General features: G+C 42.6%; 23 protein-coding genes. 5 read left to right on the top strand and 18 right to left on the bottom strand.

What is annotated here, in order from left to right:
• Positions 1–36 precede the first annotated feature (36 nt).
• The 8 genes from IQ259_RS20865 to psaK form a co-directional block, all read right to left on the bottom strand.
• Positions 37–1170, bottom strand: a complete 1134-nt coding sequence (locus tag IQ259_RS20865) for an HhoA/HhoB/HtrA family serine endopeptidase (RefSeq protein WP_193887911.1) — start codon at positions 1168–1170, stop codon at positions 37–39.
• A complete protein-coding gene (locus tag IQ259_RS20870; protein WP_193887912.1) occupies positions 1170–1646 on the bottom strand; it encodes a TspO/MBR family protein in 477 nt (158 codons plus the stop codon). Before IQ259_RS20870 ends, IQ259_RS20865 begins: the two co-directional genes overlap by 1 nt.
• A 461-nt stretch (positions 1647–2107) precedes the next feature.
• Entirely contained in the window at positions 2108–2440 is a 333-nt protein-coding gene (locus IQ259_RS20875; protein ID WP_193887913.1) for a DUF5615 family PIN-like protein, read from the bottom strand.
• Positions 2437–2667 carry a DUF433 domain-containing protein gene (locus IQ259_RS20880; RefSeq protein ID WP_193887914.1) on the bottom strand — a complete coding sequence of 77 codons (231 nt, stop codon included), beginning with the start codon at positions 2665–2667 and terminating at the stop codon, positions 2437–2439. The genes IQ259_RS20875 and IQ259_RS20880 overlap by 4 nt, the downstream gene beginning before the upstream one ends.
• A gap of 221 nt (positions 2668–2888) precedes the next feature.
• Positions 2889–3089, bottom strand: coding sequence for a hypothetical protein (locus IQ259_RS20885; protein ID WP_193887915.1), 201 nt, complete (start codon positions 3087–3089; stop codon positions 2889–2891).
• Positions 3090–3099: 10 nt separating this feature from the next.
• Positions 3100–3501 (bottom strand): hypothetical protein, encoded by a 402-nt coding sequence (locus IQ259_RS20890; protein ID WP_228014671.1) that lies wholly within the window; start codon positions 3499–3501, stop codon positions 3100–3102.
• Positions 3502–4377 carry a transcriptional regulator gene (locus IQ259_RS20895; protein WP_193887916.1) on the bottom strand — a complete coding sequence of 292 codons (876 nt, stop codon included), beginning with the start codon at positions 4375–4377 and terminating at the stop codon, positions 3502–3504. It abuts the gene before it with no gap.
• 345 nt (positions 4378–4722) lie between these two features.
• Positions 4723–4974 (bottom strand): photosystem I reaction center subunit PsaK, encoded by a 252-nt coding sequence (gene psaK, locus IQ259_RS20900; RefSeq protein ID WP_370568064.1) that lies wholly within the window; start codon positions 4972–4974, stop codon positions 4723–4725.
• Between the two features lie 117 nt (positions 4975–5091).
• On the opposite strand from psaK, the gene IQ259_RS20905 reads away from it, so the two are divergent.
• Positions 5092–5724 carry a phosphoribosylanthranilate isomerase gene (locus IQ259_RS20905; RefSeq protein WP_193887918.1) on the top strand — a complete coding sequence of 211 codons (633 nt, stop codon included), beginning with the start codon at positions 5092–5094 and terminating at the stop codon, positions 5722–5724.
• A 57-nt stretch (positions 5725–5781) separates the two neighbouring features.
• Here the strand turns inward: IQ259_RS20905 and folE are convergent, their stop codons facing one another.
• From folE to IQ259_RS20930, 5 genes are all read right to left on the bottom strand, one after another.
• Entirely contained in the window at positions 5782–6489 is a 708-nt protein-coding gene (gene folE / locus IQ259_RS20910; RefSeq protein WP_193887933.1) for a GTP cyclohydrolase I FolE, read from the bottom strand.
• Positions 6490–6764: 275 nt separating this feature from the next.
• The gene (locus IQ259_RS20915; RefSeq protein ID WP_193887919.1) at positions 6765–7490 is read right to left on the bottom strand and encodes an SDR family oxidoreductase; all 726 of its coding nucleotides are present in this window, start codon (positions 7488–7490) and stop codon (positions 6765–6767) included.
• Positions 7491–7851: 361 nt separating this feature from the next.
• Positions 7852–8832 (bottom strand): acetyl-CoA carboxylase carboxyltransferase subunit alpha, encoded by a 981-nt coding sequence (locus IQ259_RS20920; protein ID WP_193887920.1) that lies wholly within the window; start codon positions 8830–8832, stop codon positions 7852–7854.
• A 172-nt stretch (positions 8833–9004) separates the two neighbouring features.
• On the bottom strand, positions 9005–10036 hold the full coding sequence (locus IQ259_RS20925) for a long-chain acyl-[acyl-carrier-protein] reductase (RefSeq protein ID WP_193887921.1): 1032 nt from the start codon (positions 10034–10036) through the stop codon (positions 9005–9007).
• Between the two features lie 139 nt (positions 10037–10175).
• Positions 10176–10871 carry an aldehyde oxygenase (deformylating) gene (locus IQ259_RS20930; protein WP_193887922.1) on the bottom strand — a complete coding sequence of 232 codons (696 nt, stop codon included), beginning with the start codon at positions 10869–10871 and terminating at the stop codon, positions 10176–10178.
• 338 nt (positions 10872–11209) lie between these two features.
• Here IQ259_RS20930 and IQ259_RS20935 point away from each other — a divergent pair, with 338 nt between their 5' ends.
• Positions 11210–12034 (top strand): carbohydrate ABC transporter permease, encoded by an 825-nt coding sequence (locus IQ259_RS20935; RefSeq protein WP_193887923.1) that lies wholly within the window; start codon positions 11210–11212, stop codon positions 12032–12034.
• A gap of 145 nt (positions 12035–12179) precedes the next feature.
• On the opposite strand, the gene IQ259_RS20940 is transcribed toward IQ259_RS20935, so the two are convergent.
• Entirely contained in the window at positions 12180–12923 is a 744-nt protein-coding gene (locus IQ259_RS20940; RefSeq protein WP_193887924.1) for a dienelactone hydrolase family protein, read from the bottom strand.
• Positions 12924–13523: 600 nt separating this feature from the next.
• On the opposite strand from IQ259_RS20940, the gene IQ259_RS20945 reads away from it, so the two are divergent.
• Positions 13524–13817, top strand: coding sequence for a hypothetical protein (locus IQ259_RS20945; protein ID WP_339383955.1), 294 nt, complete (start codon positions 13524–13526; stop codon positions 13815–13817).
• A 120-nt stretch (positions 13818–13937) separates the two neighbouring features.
• Here IQ259_RS20945 and IQ259_RS20950 read toward each other — a convergent pair whose 3' ends face one another.
• From IQ259_RS20950 to IQ259_RS20965, 4 genes are all read right to left on the bottom strand, one after another.
• The gene (locus IQ259_RS20950) at positions 13938–14810 is read right to left on the bottom strand and encodes an MBL fold metallo-hydrolase (RefSeq protein ID WP_193887926.1); all 873 of its coding nucleotides are present in this window, start codon (positions 14808–14810) and stop codon (positions 13938–13940) included.
• A gap of 337 nt (positions 14811–15147) precedes the next feature.
• Entirely contained in the window at positions 15148–15696 is a 549-nt protein-coding gene (gene frr, locus IQ259_RS20955; RefSeq protein WP_193887927.1) for a ribosome recycling factor, read from the bottom strand.
• Positions 15683–16411 (bottom strand): UMP kinase, encoded by a 729-nt coding sequence (gene pyrH / locus IQ259_RS20960; RefSeq protein WP_193887928.1) that lies wholly within the window; start codon positions 16409–16411, stop codon positions 15683–15685. Before pyrH ends, frr begins: the two co-directional genes overlap by 14 nt.
• 70 nt (positions 16412–16481) lie before the next feature.
• Positions 16482–17036: a thioredoxin family protein gene (locus IQ259_RS20965; protein WP_193887929.1), complete on the bottom strand. Its 555-nt coding sequence runs from the start codon at positions 17034–17036 to the stop codon at positions 16482–16484.
• 383 nt (positions 17037–17419) lie between these two features.
• On the opposite strand from IQ259_RS20965, the gene IQ259_RS20970 reads away from it, so the two are divergent.
• Both IQ259_RS20970 and IQ259_RS20975 read left to right on the top strand, forming a co-directional pair.
• On the top strand, positions 17420–18325 hold the full coding sequence (locus tag IQ259_RS20970) for an alpha/beta fold hydrolase (RefSeq protein WP_193887930.1): 906 nt from the start codon (positions 17420–17422) through the stop codon (positions 18323–18325).
• Between the two features lie 108 nt (positions 18326–18433).
• Positions 18434–18634 (top strand): hypothetical protein, encoded by a 201-nt coding sequence (locus tag IQ259_RS20975; RefSeq protein WP_193887931.1) that lies wholly within the window; start codon positions 18434–18436, stop codon positions 18632–18634.
• Positions 18635–18769 lie beyond the last annotated feature (135 nt).

Raw genomic sequence — 18769 nt, forward strand, 5'->3', positions numbered from 1 at the left:
CAACGTCTCTGGTTTTTATTGGCTAAAAAACCGACATCAATTAATATCTCTTGCAGGTAAAGCTGCTGTCTGAATTGCGATCGCCTGTTTTTTGCCGTTACGATTGATAGTGATTTGCATAATGTCACCGACGTTGGCAGTTTCTACCTGTTGTTGCACTTGTTTAATATCCTGAATAGCAACACCGTTAATACTGTCAATAATGTCACCTGAACGTAAACCGGCACGCGAAGCTGGAGAATTCGGTGCAACTCCTAAAATAATTACTCCCCTATCTTGATTGACTTGTAATCCAGTATCACTCTGATTAATTTTGGTTCGCAAATCAGGCGTTAATTCGCCCATTTGAATACCAACGTAAGGATGGTCTACTCTTCCTTTAGCTATTAATTGGTCGGCAATTCTTTGAGCAGTTTTGATGGGAATTGCAAAGCCTAATCCCTGCGCTCCTTGGATGATAGCAGTATTCATGCCAATCACTTCTCCTTGAGCATTGAGCAAGGGGCCGCCAGAATTACCAGGGTTAATTGCGGCATCAGTTTGAATAAAATCTACTCGCTCTGTTGGCACTCCTAAATCAGCTACAGAACGCTGAGTTGCACTGATGATTCCTTGGGTGACTGTGTTATCTAATCCTAAAGGATTGCCGATCGCGATCGCCCATTCTCCCGGTAACAAACTATCTGAGTTGCCCAATTTGACTGTTGGCAATCCTGTACCTTTAATTTGCACAACTGCCACATCAGTTACACGGTCAACACCTACTACCTTACCTTGAAGACGACGACCATCTTTTAATACAACTGAAACACTATCTGTATCTGCTACTACATGGGCGTTGGTCAAGATAATGCCATCATCACTGATAATAAACCCTGAGCCAATGCCCCGCTGTACTTGTTCTCGACTCGGCGGTAACTGTTCGCCGAAAAAACGTCCCAAAGGGTCTTGAGGAGATACAGCTACAATCCGAGTCGAATTGATACGTACTACGGCTGGCCCTACTTGCTGGACAACCTGAGTGATGTAATTTACATCTTTATTGGCACTGATTGGTGCTGATTGGTTAAGTGTTGGTGTGGTTAGCGGATTTTTAACATCTTTGGTGGAAACACATCCAGTTAATAGGAAAGCTAGGTAAAACAAAGGTTGCGGCAGAAATCGTTTCATTATGGGTTGATGGGGTTATTGAGTTGTAGTAATAACCAAGTTAGATAAGTGCCGAAAGGCCCCCACAGTGCATAAGGGAGAAACAGCCATGAAGCTGTTTGAGAAATTGGCTTGACGACAAAAGCCAAAATGTATACCAAAAGTGTCGCTAAACCGCCGACAATGATACCACCTGTCAGACTGCGAAGTTCTACCACCACGGGACTATAAATCGATGTCAGCAAAGCGATGGCTGCATAAACTGCCATCAAACCCCAAGGACGAGAACCTTTTCTGGCGTTTTTCTCCCACACTATAATTGCTGAAATCGTCAGGCAAACCCAAATGAAAGTCCAGATAAAGGGAATGAGAAATTCAAAGGTCAACCAACTAGGACGTTGCAGGTTTTGAAACCAAGGGTCGCGCAGCGATGTGAACAAGCTACCGCCGAAAAATAGCGCGGCTGAAGTTGCTGTAATAATCCATCTAGCTTTCACGAGAGCTTTCTGCCAAAATGATACTACACTTGTAGTTTAAATTAAAGCTGCGATCGCTGCACCTCTCCTGAGTCTAAACCTTGTCTAGGTTGAAAACCGGAGTTTTTCCTGATCAGGATTGAGATGAGTTGTCACCCACAAACTAGGGGAAACGTACCTTATTTACTAATAAAAACTAAGAGAGATTTCAAAATGACATAGATAATTGTAAAAATTGATGAAATGATAAATAAAACAAATGAAGTATTTCTGATAAAAAGGATAATGAGTTAGAAAGGCTTTGACAATCTTTCGGATACCGATCGCCTGTTAGTTAGATTTTAAAATCTGCGATTGCTCCCTTATCCGCTCAACAAATAACCTTTCATCGGTCGGGTGCATGGGCGTTGTTATGCGGCGATCGCCATTGTACTTTCTCCATTTGTAAAACCCCTGGAAAGATATCCAAAGCCGTCGGTGCATTATGCTAAAGCAAGCAGCGATAAATTCTCATCTTCATAAAACAATTTAATCGCATTAAAATTCCGACGTAGCAAATTTTCAACTTGCGATGTCGAACAGTTTCCAAGGCGAAGCCAAATAACTTTTGGTGGATTGCCAAATACTAAGCTTAGGTCGTGCATGTCAGCGTCTTTTGAGACAATCATCAAATTATTGTCGTTTGCATAATCCCAAACTATTGGGTCAATAGTTGCTTTCATGCCTACATCTCGAACGTGCAGCGAATTTGGGAAAAGGTCAATTAAACGCTGCGGCAACTTAGGCGACAAGTTTTCATCAAAAAGTAATCTCATGCCGATAATGGCGTGGTCATAAACCGACGTTCACGGTCAGCAGCATAAGCAATGCAGGCTTTTAAATCTTCTCGCGTCAGATCGGGAAAATCGTCGAGAATTTCTGCTTCAGTCATCTCAGAAGCTAGGTACTCAAGCACTTCATAGACCGTAATACGCAAGCCACGGACACAAGGCTTACCACTGCGTTTTCCAGGCTCAATAGTAATGATGTCTCGGTAGTTCATAGATTTTCGCAATCATTAGTTGCAATTATTCGTATATTTTACCGAAATAAAGAAACTCAGCGAACATCTTCCAATTAGGATTCCGCTCTGAATAAGTCACTGGTTGTGCTATGAAGCATTCGAGTGCAGTAGATAGGAAACAATGCAGTATCTCATTCGACTTCAGCACTATTCTTACCAATAAAGATAAAATCAGAATCTCAACTTATGCTGATCGCAGGTTAGTTAGATTTTAAAACTTGCGATCGCTCTTCCATCCAATCCTGTAAAATTCCATTAACTAACGGTGAAGTTGTGCGGCGGCAGATAACCTTGAACTCTCGCCGATAACCTCTGTTCCGTCTGCACCAACGCAGTGTTGGGCTGCTGGCATAAATCAGCAAAAGTGTCTGGACAGCGATTTGGCATATTTGTCCAATCACTACAATTGTTTTACGAAGGGAAACACTTACCAAAGGCTTGAAGCAGTTTAAAGGTTCTAACAATTCGGCGGGCAACTTCATTGGCATGGTCATAGTTGGGATGAAATTCAAGGTTCGCGGCAGAACGAATGGGTGTACGAATGTTTTCCCGATTCATTCTTGTGACAAAACTAATGAGGGTTTTGGTGGGTGGAAATGCTCGTAGAATATCGGAGTGCTGATCGGCGATCGCGGTTCGGTCAAGTTCCACAAATCCCACATCGTCAGCACCTGCTTCCCAGCAAAGCAATCGCAGCGCGTCTGAGTTCAATGGAAAAGGAGTGACGGGTTGGTTACTTGCAGCCTGTTCCCGCCACCATTTTACCGTAGGGTGATCGTCAAATTTAGCTATTGCAGCCTCCTGAATGAACATTTACTTATCGTTGCAAGGTTTTGAGCTATGCAACTTCTTCCGATCCAATGCCTCATGTGACTGACTGAATCGGGGATTGCGTTCGACCCGCCAACGATCGCTCCTCATCGCAAACTGCAATACAGGTGGCATAGGTTGAAAGTGCTGACGCTCAAACCGATCCAGGTTGTACCCAGGAGTAAACGGAACGAGATTGAATTGCCAGAAGGCGCGTAACCGATTGGCAAAGGTCTTGCGGGCAAACGGCATTGCCGCATAGCGCCGGACTGTTGTTTCAAACTCTTCTGGCGGCTGTCCTGTCAACTCCTCAACAACGTCTGTCGGGGCACCAAACTCAAACGCGCCTTGCTTGTGATCTTCAAGGTAGTAGCGGAAGTTGCTCAGTTCAAAGGCAGAGACTCCCTGCAATCGCGCCGCCCTCAAAAACATCCACATAGGCAGGTTTACAGCAAGAACGGGATTGCCAAGCACTTTCCGGACGACTTTAACCATATCAAAGGCAGACATTAGCTTGGGACCTGTCGGGCGATAGCTCTTGCCAGCATAGCGATCGGGATTCATCAACAGGGTAACGGCAACGCGGGCAATATCCTCATTAGCAGGTGGTGCATTGCGGCTGTCGCCAGTCAAAACGGGAAAGATCCCAAGCAACGATGCAAAGTCGATTAATCGCAGATAGTTATCGGCAAAGTATCCAGGATTGAGATTCATATAAGCAATGCCAGGAATCGAAGACAACAGTTGCTCGACCAACCACAATTGGCGCGTATGTAGAGAAGGATGGTTCGGACTAGCGAGCCACTGGCTCAGTCCCACGATCGCTTCGAGCTTGGCTTCACGGGCAGCAGCAACAAACACAGCCGCACTTTGAATCATGTACGGGTGGAACTGTGGGCAATAATAGGCTCGCACAGTTCCGCGCATTTATTCTAGCACTTCTTCGCATCCGGTTGCCAACATTGCGATCGCCAACGCCGGGGCGCAGCCCATCGCTGCCCATGCTAACCACATTATCCGGGGTAATTTATGTTGCATCTACTTGTTTAGCGTTCCAAAAAATCATGGTTCTTTCTCCAGGCAAGAACGATTAATTTAGCAGTTAACAGCAGGAGCAAAATTCAACTAGGCTAAACTTGAAAGCCACATTGCCGGAGAAAGAACAAGAATGAGTTTTCAGAGTATGGGATTTATCGAAAATCTCACGTCTGTGTCATCTCTGATTTATAGACGACCAATATTAGTTAGCCCTAAAACAATACCAATGCCGATAATATGACCAAAAGCCATAGCCGCGATAAATGTAGGAACACTAACGGGCAACACGGGTAACTTGGGGCCAACTAAAGGTTTCTCAATTCGGGTAGATAGCAAAAGAATTACTATGCTGCTAACGCTAATAATGATTCCTACTGTGGGATTCCACGCGGGTGTAGCGGGAACACTGGCGGCGGCTACCATTAAATTTGATAACATCAATGTCTTGTCTCCTAAATGACAAAATTCATAAAACCTTCAAAATTATAGAATTACTAAGTCAGCAACCGAAGATTATTAGCAAAAATTCGCTCTTGAAATAGAAAAAATATATATATGCGGGTTAAAATTTGCGGTATTACTCAACCACAGCAGGCTAAGGCGATCGCGTCTTTAGGCGCAACTGCCCTAGGATTTATTTGTGTACCTACCTCGCCTCGTTACGTGACTGCAACGCAAATTCGAGCAGCAGTGACGCAGCTACCAGAGAATGTTGACAAAATCGGCGTTTTTGCCAACGCTAATATTATTGAGATTAGCCAGATAGTTCATGATTCTGGTTTAACTGGGATACAATTACACGGTGATGAAACACCAGCATTTTGCTACCAAGTACGTGAACAAATTCCTAGTGTAGAAATTCTCAAAGCCTTGAGAATACGTAGTTTTGACCATCTTAAACAAGCATCCATATACTGTGAATATGTAGATAGTTTGTTGCTTGATGCCTATCACCCCCAACAGTTAGGCGGTACAGGACAAACTTTAGATTGGACAATGCTAAGAGAATTCAACCCCAGTAGCCCGTGGTTTCTAGCCGGAGGATTAACACCAGAAAATATCTTAGAAGCCTTAAGTCAAGTCAAGCCTGACGGTATAGATTTATCGAGCGGTGTAGAAATTCAACCTGGAGATAAAGATTTAGATAAAGTAGCACTCCTATTTGAAAGGCTGAGAGCTAAAGAATGAAGTGTGAAGGCTGAAGAATACACTTCACACTTCATACTTCATACTTTCTTCACACTTCTATAAGAATGTTGGTTGGTGGCGAATCAAGTTAAAGAATTCTTCGCGGGTTTTCTGTTCTTCTTGGAATACACCCAGCATCGCGCTGGTAACAGTCCAAGAACCGGGTTTCTGGACACCCCGCATCACCATGCACATATGAGTGGCTTCCATGACTACTGCTACACCTTGAGGTTCCAAAATCGTCTGAATCGCTTCGGCGATTTGGCGATTTAGCCTTTCTTGAACTTGCATCCGTCGGGAATACATTTCCACAATTCGGGCTAACTTACTTAAGCCGACAACTTTCTGATTGGGGATATAAGCAACGTGCGCTCTACCCATAAAAGGTAGCATGTGGTGTTCGCAAAGGCTAAAGAAGTTAATATCTCGAACTAGTACCATTTCGTTATGGCCTTCATCGAAGATGGCTCCATTCACGAGTTCTTCTAAAGATTGATTGTAGCCACTGGTAAGATATCGCATAGCCTCGGCAACTCGCTTGGGAGTTTTGAGCAGTCCTTCGCGTTCAGGATCTTCGCCAACGCCGACTATGATGTTTCTGACAGCATCCATCATTTGCTCCATGTGTTCCTCAGACGGTGGGTGCAAATTTGGTTGTCGTCCGTCGTGAGTGTTGCGATCGGGTCTGGTATTAATACTATCTGCCAAGTCGGGAATCAGAGGAGATTGAAAACGATTGGAACCGTTAGAACTAGCAATAGTCATGATGTAATTTTCAGTTAGATTTTGGATGTTTGCTATTAGTTGTTGGTCATTTGTCATTGGTCATGGGTGATCCATTAATAGCCAATGACATAGACACGCCAGCGGTGAGGGAGTCGCAGTCTTCTCTATGAGACGTTGCGCGTTGGCGGAAGCCTCTCCCAAAGAAGGCGGTTCCCGTCGCTTACGTTAGTGAAATTAGGAACATCACCCCGAAGCAGTTCGCGCATTGTCTTCGACAGGAGAAGGGCTTCCCGCAGGGTAGAACAAATGACTAATCAAAAAGTACCTGCATTAGGCATCAGAATTAATTCATCAATTACGGCTTGTGGTGGTAACAAGACAGTGTGGAGAATTGACTGAGCCACAATTTCTGGGGTTAACATTTTTGAACGGTCAAAGTTGACGTGAACGGTGTCTGTGTCCCAGATTTCTGTGTTAACAGCACCAGGACAAATGGCCGTAACGCGGATACCGTGGGCGCGTTCTTCTTGTGCCAAGGTTTGAGAAAGAGCTAGAAGGCCGGCTTTGCTGACACAATAAGCTCCCCATCCAGCAAAGGCTTGTTTGGCAGCAATTGAGGCTACATTGATAATTGTGCCTGTGCCGCGATCGCGCATTCCTGGCAAAATTCCTTTGACGCACTCAAAGACACTGGTGAGATTAATGTTAATGACTTGCTGCCAGTCGTCTAAACTGGTTTCAGTTAAATTACCTGTGTGGCCTATTCCGGCATTGTTTACCAAAATATCTATGTTGCCAAAATCTTGGGCGATCGCTTTGATTTTTGCTTCTACTTGCGGTAAGTTGGCTAAATCCAAGGTGTAAGCTTTGGCTTCTACTCCTGTTTGCTTGGCTTGTGTTGCTACCGCCTCTAATTTTTCTAGAGAACGGCTGACTAGAGCAACATCTATACCTGCTTCGGCAAATGCCAAAGCAGTTGCTTTGCCAATTCCGCTACTTGCCCCAGTAATTAGGGCATGTCGTTTCTGCTGAGTACTCATGCTTTCTCCCATTTTTTGGCAGTGACCCAAGCCCATTGCCACCCAATTATTTAAGCCTTTCGGATTGGATAGATTAAACTAACCTTAAATTCCGATAATTTTTTTTGACAATTGCTATATTGAATTGTCATTATGGGTATTTTTACCCATTAAGTGAGTCCCAGTTATGAAAATTAGTTTTCATCTGGAAATTTAGGCTGTTTAGTTGCAGTAAGTGACTAAATACTACACAAATCTCTCATTTAACTGAGCCGATTTACTATAAATACAAATGCCTGCGGCTGAAAAGATTGTTAAAAATCTTTAAGAACCACAGGCAATTATAACATTGCTCTTGAGTTAATAGCTCGTCTTGAACTTCCTAGTGGGCAATTTCTGTAAAAACACCAATTTTGCGGAATTTTTCGTAGCGCAGTTGCCGTCTTTCTGGAGATGTTAACTGTTTGAGTTCGTCCAAGTTATCTAAAAGTGCTTGCTTGAGAATGGTTGCGGCTTCCAGGGGGTCAGAATGAGCGCCACCAATTGGTTCAGGCAAGATTTGGTCGATAATTCCTAAGTTTTTTAAATCGTGGGAGATAATTTTTAAGGCGACGGCTGCTTGTGGAGCTTTACTGGCATCTTTCCACAAAATGGCGGCACAGGCTTCAGGTGTAGCCACAGTATAGACAGAGTGTTCAAACATCAGCAGGCGATCGCCCACACCAACGCCTAATGCGCCACCAGAACCACCTTCACCAATAACGGTGCAGATAATTGGTACATCTAGAGAAAACATTTCTCGCAAATTATAGGCGATCGCTTCTCCCGCCCCTTGTCTTTCGGCTACTACAGTCGGCAAAGCTCCGGGGGTGTCGATAAAAGATAAGATTGGCATTCCAAACTTATTAGCATGTTCCATCAGTCGCATGGCTTTGCGATAACCGCCAGGGGTAGCCATCCCGAAATTCCGAGCAATATTATCTTTGGTGTCGCGGCCTTTTTGATGACCCAACATAACAACTGGTTGCCCGCCTAAACGAGCCACACCACCAATTAAAGCCGGATCATCACCACCACAGCGATCACCATGCAACTCCATCCATTCATCAGTAATCGCTTGTATGTAATCTAGAGTACTGGGGCGACGGGGATGACGCGCAACTTGCAGTCGTTGAGCCGGGGATAGCGTGCTAAAAATCTCCTCACGCAGTTTTGTGGCGCGTGCTTCTAGTTTGCGAATTTCACCAGATACATCGACACCATTTTCTTCTGCTAGTTGCCGAATTTGGTCAATTCGGTTGGATAGTTCTGCTAACGGCTTTTCAAAATCCAATAGTAGTGGTTTACGCTCGGTGGTAGCCATATTTAGAAATTAGAAACTAAGGATAAGGAAATTCTGAAGTATAAAGGCTGAAGGCTGACGTGTCTAGAATGAAGGCTAAAGGATTAAGGCTGTAGTAGACCCAAAGGTGCTTCCCATAGGCTAGGCTAAAAGATAAAGTTTCACACTTCATACTTCACACTTCATACTTCCTTCACGCTTTATCCTTCAGCAGTAGTGGTCTAAAGCCGTGTTTCACTGATGCTTGACCAATCTGTTCCATTTTGTCTACGGTAATCTGATTACGCCCCCAAGAAAAGTTCGTATATAACTTCTCGAATTCCAGCAGCATTGATTCGGCAAAACAAGCAAACAACTGGCGTTCTGGCACTTCCATATTGACGATTTGCATGATTTTCCAGTCAATATCCAAAGAATGTTCGACAATGCCACCATTGAGTATGTGAACACCAGGATGCTGAATTTTTGTAGCTAGATTTTTGGGATAGCCACCATCGATGAGTAGACAGGGTTGCTTCAATGCTTTAGGGTCAATTTCCACGCCTTTAGGCATACTTGCCACCCAAACTACAATATCAGCTTCGGGTAATGCCTCATTCAAAGCCATGATTTTTCCCCGCCCCAGTTCGTCTTGTAAATTGTTTAGGCGTTCTTGATTACGGGCGATGAGCAAAATTTCTTTGACATCAGTTTTGGACTCTAGCCAGCGTGTCACAGCACTACCAATATCCCCAGTTGCGCCACATATAGCAACTGTTGCTTTCGACAGTTCAATTCCTACTTGTTTTGCTGCTGCCTCTACCTGCCGGCAGATAATATAGGCAGTGTGCGTATTACCTGTAGTGAAGCGTTCAAACTCTAATTTAATGTTGCGGACTTGACTGAACTGCTCCAAGTTAAAGTTTTCAAAAATAATTGATGAAAAACCGCCTAAAGCTGTGATATCTATACCATGCTTTTGAGCATGAGCCATAGCGTTGAGAATTTTGCGTGTTGCCGCCTTTATCCGACGATTGGCCAGCATTTCCGGCAAAAAACAGGATTCTACGTACTTGCCTTCAATTGTTTCTCCAGTCAGACTGGTAACTTTAATGTGATCAACAATTTGCGGCGGGGCGCTACACCAAAAATCTAGCCCTTGATCGGCATATTCTGGGTATCCCAATTGTTGAGCTACCGCTTGAGCGTGTTCTAAACTAGTCAGATGTCCAATTAGACCAAACATGTAGTGATTTATTAGACGTGTGCTGCGTCGAAAGCGTGGAATTTAGTAGGTAAGTAACAATACTTATCTTTAAAAATACAATAAAGTATGAAGTGTGAAGTCTGAAGTTTAAATTTCATACTTCATCCTTCATAATTTTTTAAGCAGCTGTAAGTCCGTAGGCTGACAAGCGCATGATATCTCTGGTTGTGAAGCCAATGTTACTTAGAGCTTCGCCATATTGAATCATGAAGTCTTCTACTAAAGCGTCTTTCTCCATTGCTAAAATTTGGGCATCGTCTGCTACTTGGTTAAGCATTTTCCAAACGATGGGTAGATTTTGACGGTTGGCTTGTTCGAGTTCGGCTTTGGATGTTTCAAAGTGTTCTTTTAGCCAAACTTCACCAAAATTCAAATGACTGTATTCATCTTTAACTACGCCTTCAGTAATTTTGCGAGCAAAATCATCAGCAACAGGAATATAAATGTTGTAAGCAGCGATCGCAAAACATTCAATAATTAAAGATTGAATCAGTAAGCAAGTCACAACTTTACCTTCATCTGCCGCTTTTTTGAAGTTGTCGTGCAGAGGCGCAAAAAATTCTTGAGCAAACTTCAAATCTGGCACAACATTTAAATTCCGCCCACAAGCTTCAAAGCCTTTTTTGTGGCGACTTTCCATTTTTGACAAGCGAATTAGTTCATCGTGATTTTCCGGCAGCAGTTGGGCTAGTTTGATGTAATTTTCATAGGCTTCTTGTTCACCTTCAATAACGATCGCATTAATGCGACTGTAGGCATCTTTGTATGTTTCGCTCTGGAAATCAATTTTTAATTCGGCTGCCAGCTGCTGCATGGTATGTTCACTCCTGTAAAATGAATCATTTGATACTAAAGTTTAATTTACTCTAGGAATTTAGAGTAATCTTCACTGTTGTTTAATTTAACTTAACAAGTCACTATGTAATAGATTAGCTTTTGCTGGGGGCGATACTCTAGTGCTAAAGAAACAAATGCTTTCTGCAAGAAGACGCAAAGGCATAGAGATATAGTGATACAAACAGGGAAACATCTCAATATTCGAGCCATCAGTCTCCAGAAAAAGAATTTAGTCATAGATAAAAAATATCTTTCTTGTGATCATCCCTTAACCTTAGTTATGGGATGTACCTGTGTCCTCGTCAAACTTAAATTATGACTAAACCAACCTGGAACCTAAAATCTGGCGATATTGTGAGTTTATTGGTGCTGCTACTAGGCGCATTGATTGTCTTACTACCGCTGTTTGTAGTGTTTATCACATCTTTCGCTCCCCCAGGCACTACTCCAGCAATAGTGCCTCAAAATTGGTCTTTAGATAACTACCATGATGCTTGGCAGCGGGGTAAGTTCCTGTTGGCATTTGCTAATTCTACCTTAGTAGCGATCGCCGTCACAGCATTTCAGTTAATTACTTCGGCGTTAGCTGGTTATGCTCTCGCTAGATTGAAATTTCGCGGTAGACAAGCCTTGCTACTGGTTGTCTTAGCAACCTTGGTGATCCCTTTTCAGTTGTTAGTCATACCTATATTCTTGGTTCTGAAGTGGGGAAACTTGATAAATACCTACGGGGCGCTGATTTTACCAACTGCTGTCAATGGCTTTGGCATATTCCTGTTACGTCAGTATTTCCAAACAATTCCTGTAGAATTGGAAGAAGCAGCAATTATTGACGGGGCGAATCGGTTACAAATGTTGTGGCGAGTGCTGCTACCTTTAGCCCGTCCGGCTTTAGTGACGTTGTTTTTGTTCACATTTATTGCTGAATGGAACGATTTATTTAAGCCTTTGGTGTTTACCACACGCCCAGAATTAAGAACTGTACAGTTGGCGTTGGCAGAGTTTCAGGAGCAATTTACAAATAACTGGCCTTTGATGATGGCAGCCGTTACTATTGCAACTGTGCCAGTCATGGTACTGTTTTTGGTTGGTCAGCGTCAGTTTATTCGCGGTATTGCCACAACAGGGATTAAGAATTGATTTCTAGTCAATTACAAAGTAAATAAATGCCTCCCAGTTATGGAGGCATTGCGTAAAGCATCCTAATATTTCTGGTGAAACAATAACATAGACTTACTGAAGTCCAATGAGGGTACGCACCCTTCACCACAGGGACGCACATCTATCATGTCTGTGCAAATATTCTTGCCAAAAAAGTTATGATTTCAGCCCAAGCAGAAGTAGCCGCAGCCGCGTCGTAACGATAACCGTCGTCGCGCATGAAGGTATGTTCTGCTTCATATAGTAGTACTTCGTGAGTTATACTAGCATCCTCAAGGGTTTTAATTAAGGTGAGGCGATCGCTTTCTGGGATGTGAGGGTCAAGTGTACCAAGTATGAGCAGCATTTCACCTTTAATTTCACTGAATCTATGGATAGTATCGGCTATCCCTTTACCAAGTTTGCCACTGGGGATACCAGTCGGGTAGCAGCAGACAGAGGCTTTAATTTCGTTGTGGAAAGCAGCGCGAAAAGATAAATGTCCGCCAATACAAAAGCCGAGAGTGCCGATTTTATTCGGATCAACACCTATTTCTGCTTTCAGAAAATTGATGACAGCAAGACCATCTGCATCATACTCTGCGATCGCCGTTTGCCGCGCATCATCATTACCCCGCATTCTCCCAAGATCATCCGGCTCAATGACTGCACCGACTGGTTCAAGGCGATGAAAAATTTCTGGTGCGGCTACTACATAGCCAAATCCTGCTAGGTAGTTAACTAAGCGAATCATTGGACTACCCAATTGATAGATATCACTGTAAAACAAAATGCCTGGGTAAGTTCCCCCTGCTTTGGGAGAGGCAACATAAACCCGCATTAAGCTATCATCTACTCTCAACTCGACATTACGCTTAGTGATTTGCACTTTTTTGGCTCCCAGTCATGGTTATTTTGATTAGCTTTTACAGAATTTGGTAGTGAAATCGGGATACGATGGGAGCTTAACCCTCTGGCCTTTCAAGGGCAATACCGACTTATCAAACACTCCCCTTAAAAGACCTGTCTACGATGGTGGCTCTTCAACCCACACAGATTATAGTTTCGACCAACAACATCTGTTAAGGGAAGTATTTATCAAGCCGGAAAATCGAACATATAAAAATATCAGGTTACTCTAAGTTGAGAGCGTTAGCACTTCAGATATAGATTTGCTTAACAAAGCAGTTAATGCTTCGGATTGTACAGCATTAAATATGCGTCTATTGGTCATCAGCAAGCTCTGACTTCTGCTAGAGGAATACTTACCTTTGTTACAGATAGTCTTGATATGTCATTGAAAAAGCTGTTTGGCTCATAAATTAGGTTAGATTTTGACTAAATTTCATCACTAACTTGTACTTGAAGCCAGCCAATTAGTTCCCAAAATATAAAGATAACGGAGTACATTCTGGTCATGATAAATTTGATTTCTAAAGCATTTTCTCACGTCAGTTCCCTGCTTAATAGACTTCAGGTAAAGCAGCTTGTGACTGTGGTACTAATTGGGTTTTTAGTGCTAACCACAAACATTAATACTGACCGTAGTAGCAACAAATCTCTAACCAGAGAACTTGATAGAGTGGTACATCAGGATGATGCTGATAGACCAAAAACCACAGGCGAATGGAATAGAGAAGCCCGTAAAACCGAAGATGCTCCTGGTAAACGAGTTGAAAGAATTGCCAAAGAATCAGCAGAAGCGGTAAAACAATGGGGTTCAGTCTACCCAGATACCGCTAAAAGAAGCGCAGATAGCGTAGATGAAAATACAAATAGATAATATTTGAATGTTGGATTGAGTATCTCTTTCTGCATCTAGGTTGTGTAGCCATCCTAAATTATTCGTCATAAACAAGATACCCGACTTCTTGAAGAAGTCGGGTATCTAAACCAATTAGAATCAAAGACTCTCCATCAACTCAATACACTTGTGCATTTGCTGACTCATAGTATCAACATCTGCATGAAATCTCCTTCCATGACCCGGTAACACCCACTCAAAAGAGTAATTAGCCAAATTCCGCATTGATTTAATTTGTTCTGACCAAGAATACCAGCAGTAACCACGAAATGCAGCCAATTGGTGTCTACTTTCTGACCAAGCCAAATGGTCGCCTGTAAACAAAAACTTATTTTTGTAGAGTAAAACTGTGTGTCCTTTTGTATGTCCAGGAACCGGAATAATTAATAAATCTGAAGTTAGCACAAATGGATCTAAATTTGTTAGCTGGATTTCCACATTACGAGTATTTCCAGAAATATCATCAGCGTGGAGGATGCGATCGCACTGAAAATGCTGTGCGAATTTCTCATGATCAGCAACATCATCTTGATGAGTTAAATACATATAATGAATTCCCCCCATCTCTTCTAGCCGCTTAACTAAAGGTGGTGTAAATCGGGGAGAATCAACCAAAATATTACCTGCTGGTAATTGAATAAAATAACTAGCAGCACCGTAAGATTTTTCCGAATGATAGCCACAATGGTAGATATTTTCTTCTACCAAAATCGGAAAAGTTTGTTGAGCATGTTTGATATCTTTAGGTTTTTCAACTGTACCAATAGAACTTGTAGGGCAAGCTAAAAGTGCTTGAAGTGCAGCTAATCTTTCCGCTTCATTTGTTGGTTGATGATAAACTGCCGACTGTTCATCAACACGAGAAAAAACTTCAGAACTCATCCAGCGACAGGTATCACAATCAATACAGGTAGTATCTACATAAAAATCGCCGTTAGTATTTTGAGGGCGACGCATATCTAAATGAGCCATGTTAAACCTCTTTTGCCTAGCTGGCTGCTGGGCTAACTATAAACCCTGATAGCACTACACTAGCAAATGCGGCTGTCAAAATAAGGCTGAAGTATGAAGTCTGAAGTATGAAATTACTCCACCTATAAAGGATGGGAGTTAAACGGAGAAAAACACCAGGCGATTAGAAATCGCGGCTACACAAACAAAGTCCGCCTATCGCGCTTGCGCTGCGCTTGGCACACCACGCGAACTATTTGCCGAAAGTGGATGCACCCTTTTTTATCCTTCATTTTTTACACTTTTAGTGAAATTATGAATTCTAGAAGTTCATACTTCACACTTCACACTTCATACTTTAGACAGTTGTGATGTCTTTTTCCTTTTCTGCCAACAATTCGTTGACTTTAGCTGTGTATTTGTCTGTGAGTTTTTGCAGTTTATCTTGTTGGTCTTTTGCCTCATCTTCAGAGATTTCTGAGGCTTTTTCTTGTTTGCGAATCGAGTCTATGGCATCTCGGCGGATATTACGAATAGCAACACGACCTTCTTCAGCGTACTTAGCAGCAAGTTTGACTAATTCTTTACGGCGATCGCTTGTCAATGGCGGAATATTCAGCCGGATCACCGAACCGTCATTACTGGGCGTTAAACCCACATCAGAAAGGGAAATCGCCTTCTCAACAATATTTAAACTGCCTTTATCGTAAGGCTGAATTAGGATTGTTGTGGCATCTGGTGTGCTAATGTTTGCCAGTGATTTTAAGGGTGTTTGTGAGCCATAATAATCCACTAACACCTTATCTAATAAACTGGTATTGGCGCGACCAGTGCGAATCGTATTAAATGCTCGTTGAGTTGACTCAACGGTTTTTTGCATCGTACTCTCAGCTTCAGCTAATTTCACAAGAACCTCCCACAAGGGTGCCGATTGATTCTCCCATGACTGCTCGGCGGATGTTACCTCGCACCGTTAAGTCAAATACAAGAATTGGGATATTGTTTTCTTTACACAAGGCAATCGCAGTACTATCCATCACTCGCAAATCATGAGTCAAAACGTGAGCGTAGGTAAGGCTAGTAAAACGTTTGGCGTTAGGATAAATATGAGGGTCAGCATCATATACTCCGTCTACCTTGGTGGCTTTAAAAATCGCTTCCGCATCAATTTCTGCGGCTCTTAAGGCCGCAGCCGTGTCAGTGGTAAAGAAGGGATTTCCGGAACCAGCACCAAAAATTACCACCCGTCCTTTTTCAAGATGACGGATGGCACGACGACGAATATACGGTTCTGCTAACTCTTGCATGGCGATCGCAGTCTGTACGCGCGTCTGGACTCCTATTCGTTCTAGCGAATCTTGCAGCGTCATGGCATTCATTACCGTGGCAATCATGCCGATGTAGTCAGCGGTTGCCCTATCCATCCCCGCCGATGCCGCTTTTACGCCACGAAAAATATTGCCGCCGCCAACGACTATGGCGATTTGAACGCCAGTGGCTATCACCTCTGCTACTTCTTGTGCTATTTCCTTAACCACTTCTGGATCAATTCCATAGCCCATGTTGCCCATTAAGGCTTCACCGCTTAGTTTAAGTAAAACCCGTCGGTAATTCGTTCCCATGAAGTTACGCTTTATCGAAAAAGTTGCAATTGCCTCCAATTTAAGATAGCAGCACAATGACTATCTATGTCTAGTTGCGCCAAATCAATGTAGTTCCTATTGCTTCTGTTTCCTGCGGGTTAATTGCTTGACTTTTAAATAAAGCGGCGATCGCATTTCGCAAATAATCGTCTTTCGCAGATGATGGTGCTTGCGGGTAACTGTCAATTTGCCCTTTATAACGCACCATACCATGACTATCTATTAAAAAAGCCATTGGAGTTTTAATCGCCCCAAAACTTCTTGTTACGTCTTGAGTAGAATCCCAGAGATAGGGAAAGTTCAGCCGGTGATGCTCGGCAAAAGCTTTCATATTTTCAAAGCTTTCTGTAGGGTATTTATTTGCATCACAGCCATTCATCCCAATTAATGAAAAGCCGCTCCCTGTAAATTCCCCTTGGATTTTTTTGAGCTTGTCTAGATATAAGCTGACATAAGGACAGTGGTTACATATAAAAATAACGCCAACTGCACGGAACTTTTCTAGATAACGGCGGAGATGGTGTACTCGTTCGTCAATTCCTGGCAGTTCAAAATCTGGGGCATAGCCGCCAACAGGAGTATAAATTGTTTCTAGTGTAGTCATCTTCGTCAACCAGAAGGAACTAGGAACAAAAGTTTAGGTGAAATTTAGCGTCATTTTTTTAGTGCCAACCACCTTATCGCCGATGCTCGATACCAAATGATTGTAGAGACGAACGAAGAAACCGTAAATTGTAAAACTACTGAATATTAAACCGTTGGTAAAATTATTACATTAATCTATTGGTATGTAATTTTCACATGTACCTATTCATCAAATTCTTAAGCGATTTAACTAAATATTTATACTTGTATTTAAGTAAATATAGCTATTATTTTATTTTTTTCATAATTTATCGCTTGTACAATCTTTACAAAATGCTTCTACAATTTAAGATAAATTACCAAATTGTTACAAAATATTAAATTTAATAAATAAAAATTCAGATGAAGACTTCTACAACTGCATTTACAGCACAAACTTGGATGTGGCAGGGGTTCCCAATTTGCTATCAAACTCAAGGAACTACCGGGCCAGCCGTTGTTTTAGTGCATGGCTTTGGAGCCTCATGGTGGCATTGGCGTAAAAACATATCAGTATTAGCAGAAACTTGTCGTGTTTATGCAATAGATTTACTTGGTTTCGGTGGTTCTGCGAAACCTCAGCCAGGCGAAAAAATTGCTTACACCTTGGAACTGTGGGGACAGCAAGTAGCAGACTTCTGTCGTGAAGTCGTTGGTGAGCCAGCTTTTTTAGTGGGGAATTCCATTGGCTGTATTGTAGCCATGCAAGCCGCAGTCAGTAACCCAGATATTGCTTTGGGAGTTGCCTTAATCAACTGTTCTTTGAGATTACTACACGATCGCAAACGCGAAACTCTGCCTTGGACTCGTCGGGTTGGTGCGCCGCTTTTACAACGTGTATTATCTGTCAAACCAATTGGGCAATTCTTTTTTAATCAAGTTGCCAAACCAAAAACAGTGCGGAAAATTTTGCTGCAAGCTTACGCCAATGCAGAGACAGTCACAGATGAGTTAGTCGATATTCTGACAGCGCCAGCAAAAGATCCCGGTGCTGTGGCTGTGTTTCTGGCATTCACTTCTTATTCCACAGGGCCTTTACCAGAAGACTTACTGCCCATACTACCTTGTCCGGCAATTATTTTATGGGGAACAGCCGATCCTTGGGAACCAGTACATCTAGGTAGAGAGTTAGGTAACTACCCATCAGTAGAAAAGTTTATACCTTTGGAAGGGGTAGGACATTGCCCGCAAGATGAAGCACCAGAGTTAGTCAATCCGATTCTACAAGATTGGATAGGGGAGCGATCGCAGACTTTAAAATCTAACTAACAGGTTTTAGAAGGTGTTTAGCAGGAAACTCAGTAGCTTAAAATGCAGAGGTATTATCTGCCCCTTTTAGTGAAGCTATAATTTGCTCAAGAACGGAGAGAACTGGTTATGTCAAATTTGGAGCAGATCGAAGCAGCAATCCTTTCGTTGCCATCTAATGAGTTTGAGAAATTGAGGCTATGGTTTCTTGATTTAGACTACGAACGCTGGGACGAGCAGATAGAGCAAGACATCGAAGACGGTAAATTAGAGGCGCTTGCTCAAGAGGCGATCGCTGAGTTTGAAGCAGGGCATTGTCGAAAAATTTAATGCACTAACCCTCTTCTGTCACTTTCCGAGTATTCTGAATAAAAGGATGAAAAGAAAAAACTCTGGAAGGAAAGTAGGGCAATGGATGTAGAATTACAAATTCTTAAACATTTGGCAAGAGATCCTCATCCAACA

The organism is Fortiea sp. LEGE XX443 (assembly GCF_015206815.1).
GTDB lineage: Bacteria > Cyanobacteriota > Cyanobacteriia > Cyanobacteriales > Nostocaceae > Nostoc_B.

Bases quoted from the DNA above. Each gene is read 5' to 3' on its own strand.
- IQ259_RS20865 (WP_193887911.1), bottom strand. From the start codon at position 1,170: ATGAAACGATTTCTGCCGCAACCTTTGTTTTACCTAGCTTTCCTATTA.
- IQ259_RS20875 (WP_193887913.1), bottom strand. From the start codon at position 2,440: ATGAGATTACTTTTTGATGAAAACTTGTCGCCTAAGTTGCCGCAGCGT.
- IQ259_RS20880 (WP_193887914.1), bottom strand. From the start codon at position 2,667: ATGAACTACCGAGACATCATTACTATTGAGCCTGGAAAACGCAGTGGT.
- IQ259_RS20890 (WP_228014671.1), bottom strand. From the start codon at position 3,501: ATGTTCATTCAGGAGGCTGCAATAGCTAAATTTGACGATCACCCTACG.
- IQ259_RS20895 (WP_193887916.1), bottom strand. From the start codon at position 4,377: ATGATTCAAAGTGCGGCTGTGTTTGTTGCTGCTGCCCGTGAAGCCAAG.
- psaK (WP_370568064.1), bottom strand. From the start codon at position 4,974: ATGTTATCAAATTTAATGGTAGCCGCCGCCAGTGTTCCCGCTACACCC.
- IQ259_RS20905 (WP_193887918.1), top strand. From the start codon at position 5,092: ATGCGGGTTAAAATTTGCGGTATTACTCAACCACAGCAGGCTAAGGCG.
- folE (WP_193887933.1), bottom strand. From the start codon at position 6,489: ATGACTATTGCTAGTTCTAACGGTTCCAATCGTTTTCAATCTCCTCTG.
- IQ259_RS20915 (WP_193887919.1), bottom strand. From the start codon at position 7,490: ATGAGTACTCAGCAGAAACGACATGCCCTAATTACTGGGGCAAGTAGC.
- IQ259_RS20920 (WP_193887920.1), bottom strand. From the start codon at position 8,832: ATGGCTACCACCGAGCGTAAACCACTACTATTGGATTTTGAAAAGCCG.
- IQ259_RS20925 (WP_193887921.1), bottom strand. From the start codon at position 10,036: ATGTTTGGTCTAATTGGACATCTGACTAGTTTAGAACACGCTCAAGCG.
- IQ259_RS20930 (WP_193887922.1), bottom strand. From the start codon at position 10,871: ATGCAGCAGCTGGCAGCCGAATTAAAAATTGATTTCCAGAGCGAAACA.
- IQ259_RS20935 (WP_193887923.1), top strand. From the start codon at position 11,210: ATGACTAAACCAACCTGGAACCTAAAATCTGGCGATATTGTGAGTTTA.
- IQ259_RS20950 (WP_193887926.1), bottom strand. From the start codon at position 14,810: ATGGCTCATTTAGATATGCGTCGCCCTCAAAATACTAACGGCGATTTT.
- pyrH (WP_193887928.1), bottom strand. From the start codon at position 16,411: ATGGGAACGAATTACCGACGGGTTTTACTTAAACTAAGCGGTGAAGCC.
- IQ259_RS20965 (WP_193887929.1), bottom strand. From the start codon at position 17,036: ATGACTACACTAGAAACAATTTATACTCCTGTTGGCGGCTATGCCCCA.
- IQ259_RS20970 (WP_193887930.1), top strand. From the start codon at position 17,420: ATGAAGACTTCTACAACTGCATTTACAGCACAAACTTGGATGTGGCAG.
- IQ259_RS20975 (WP_193887931.1), top strand. From the start codon at position 18,434: ATGTCAAATTTGGAGCAGATCGAAGCAGCAATCCTTTCGTTGCCATCT.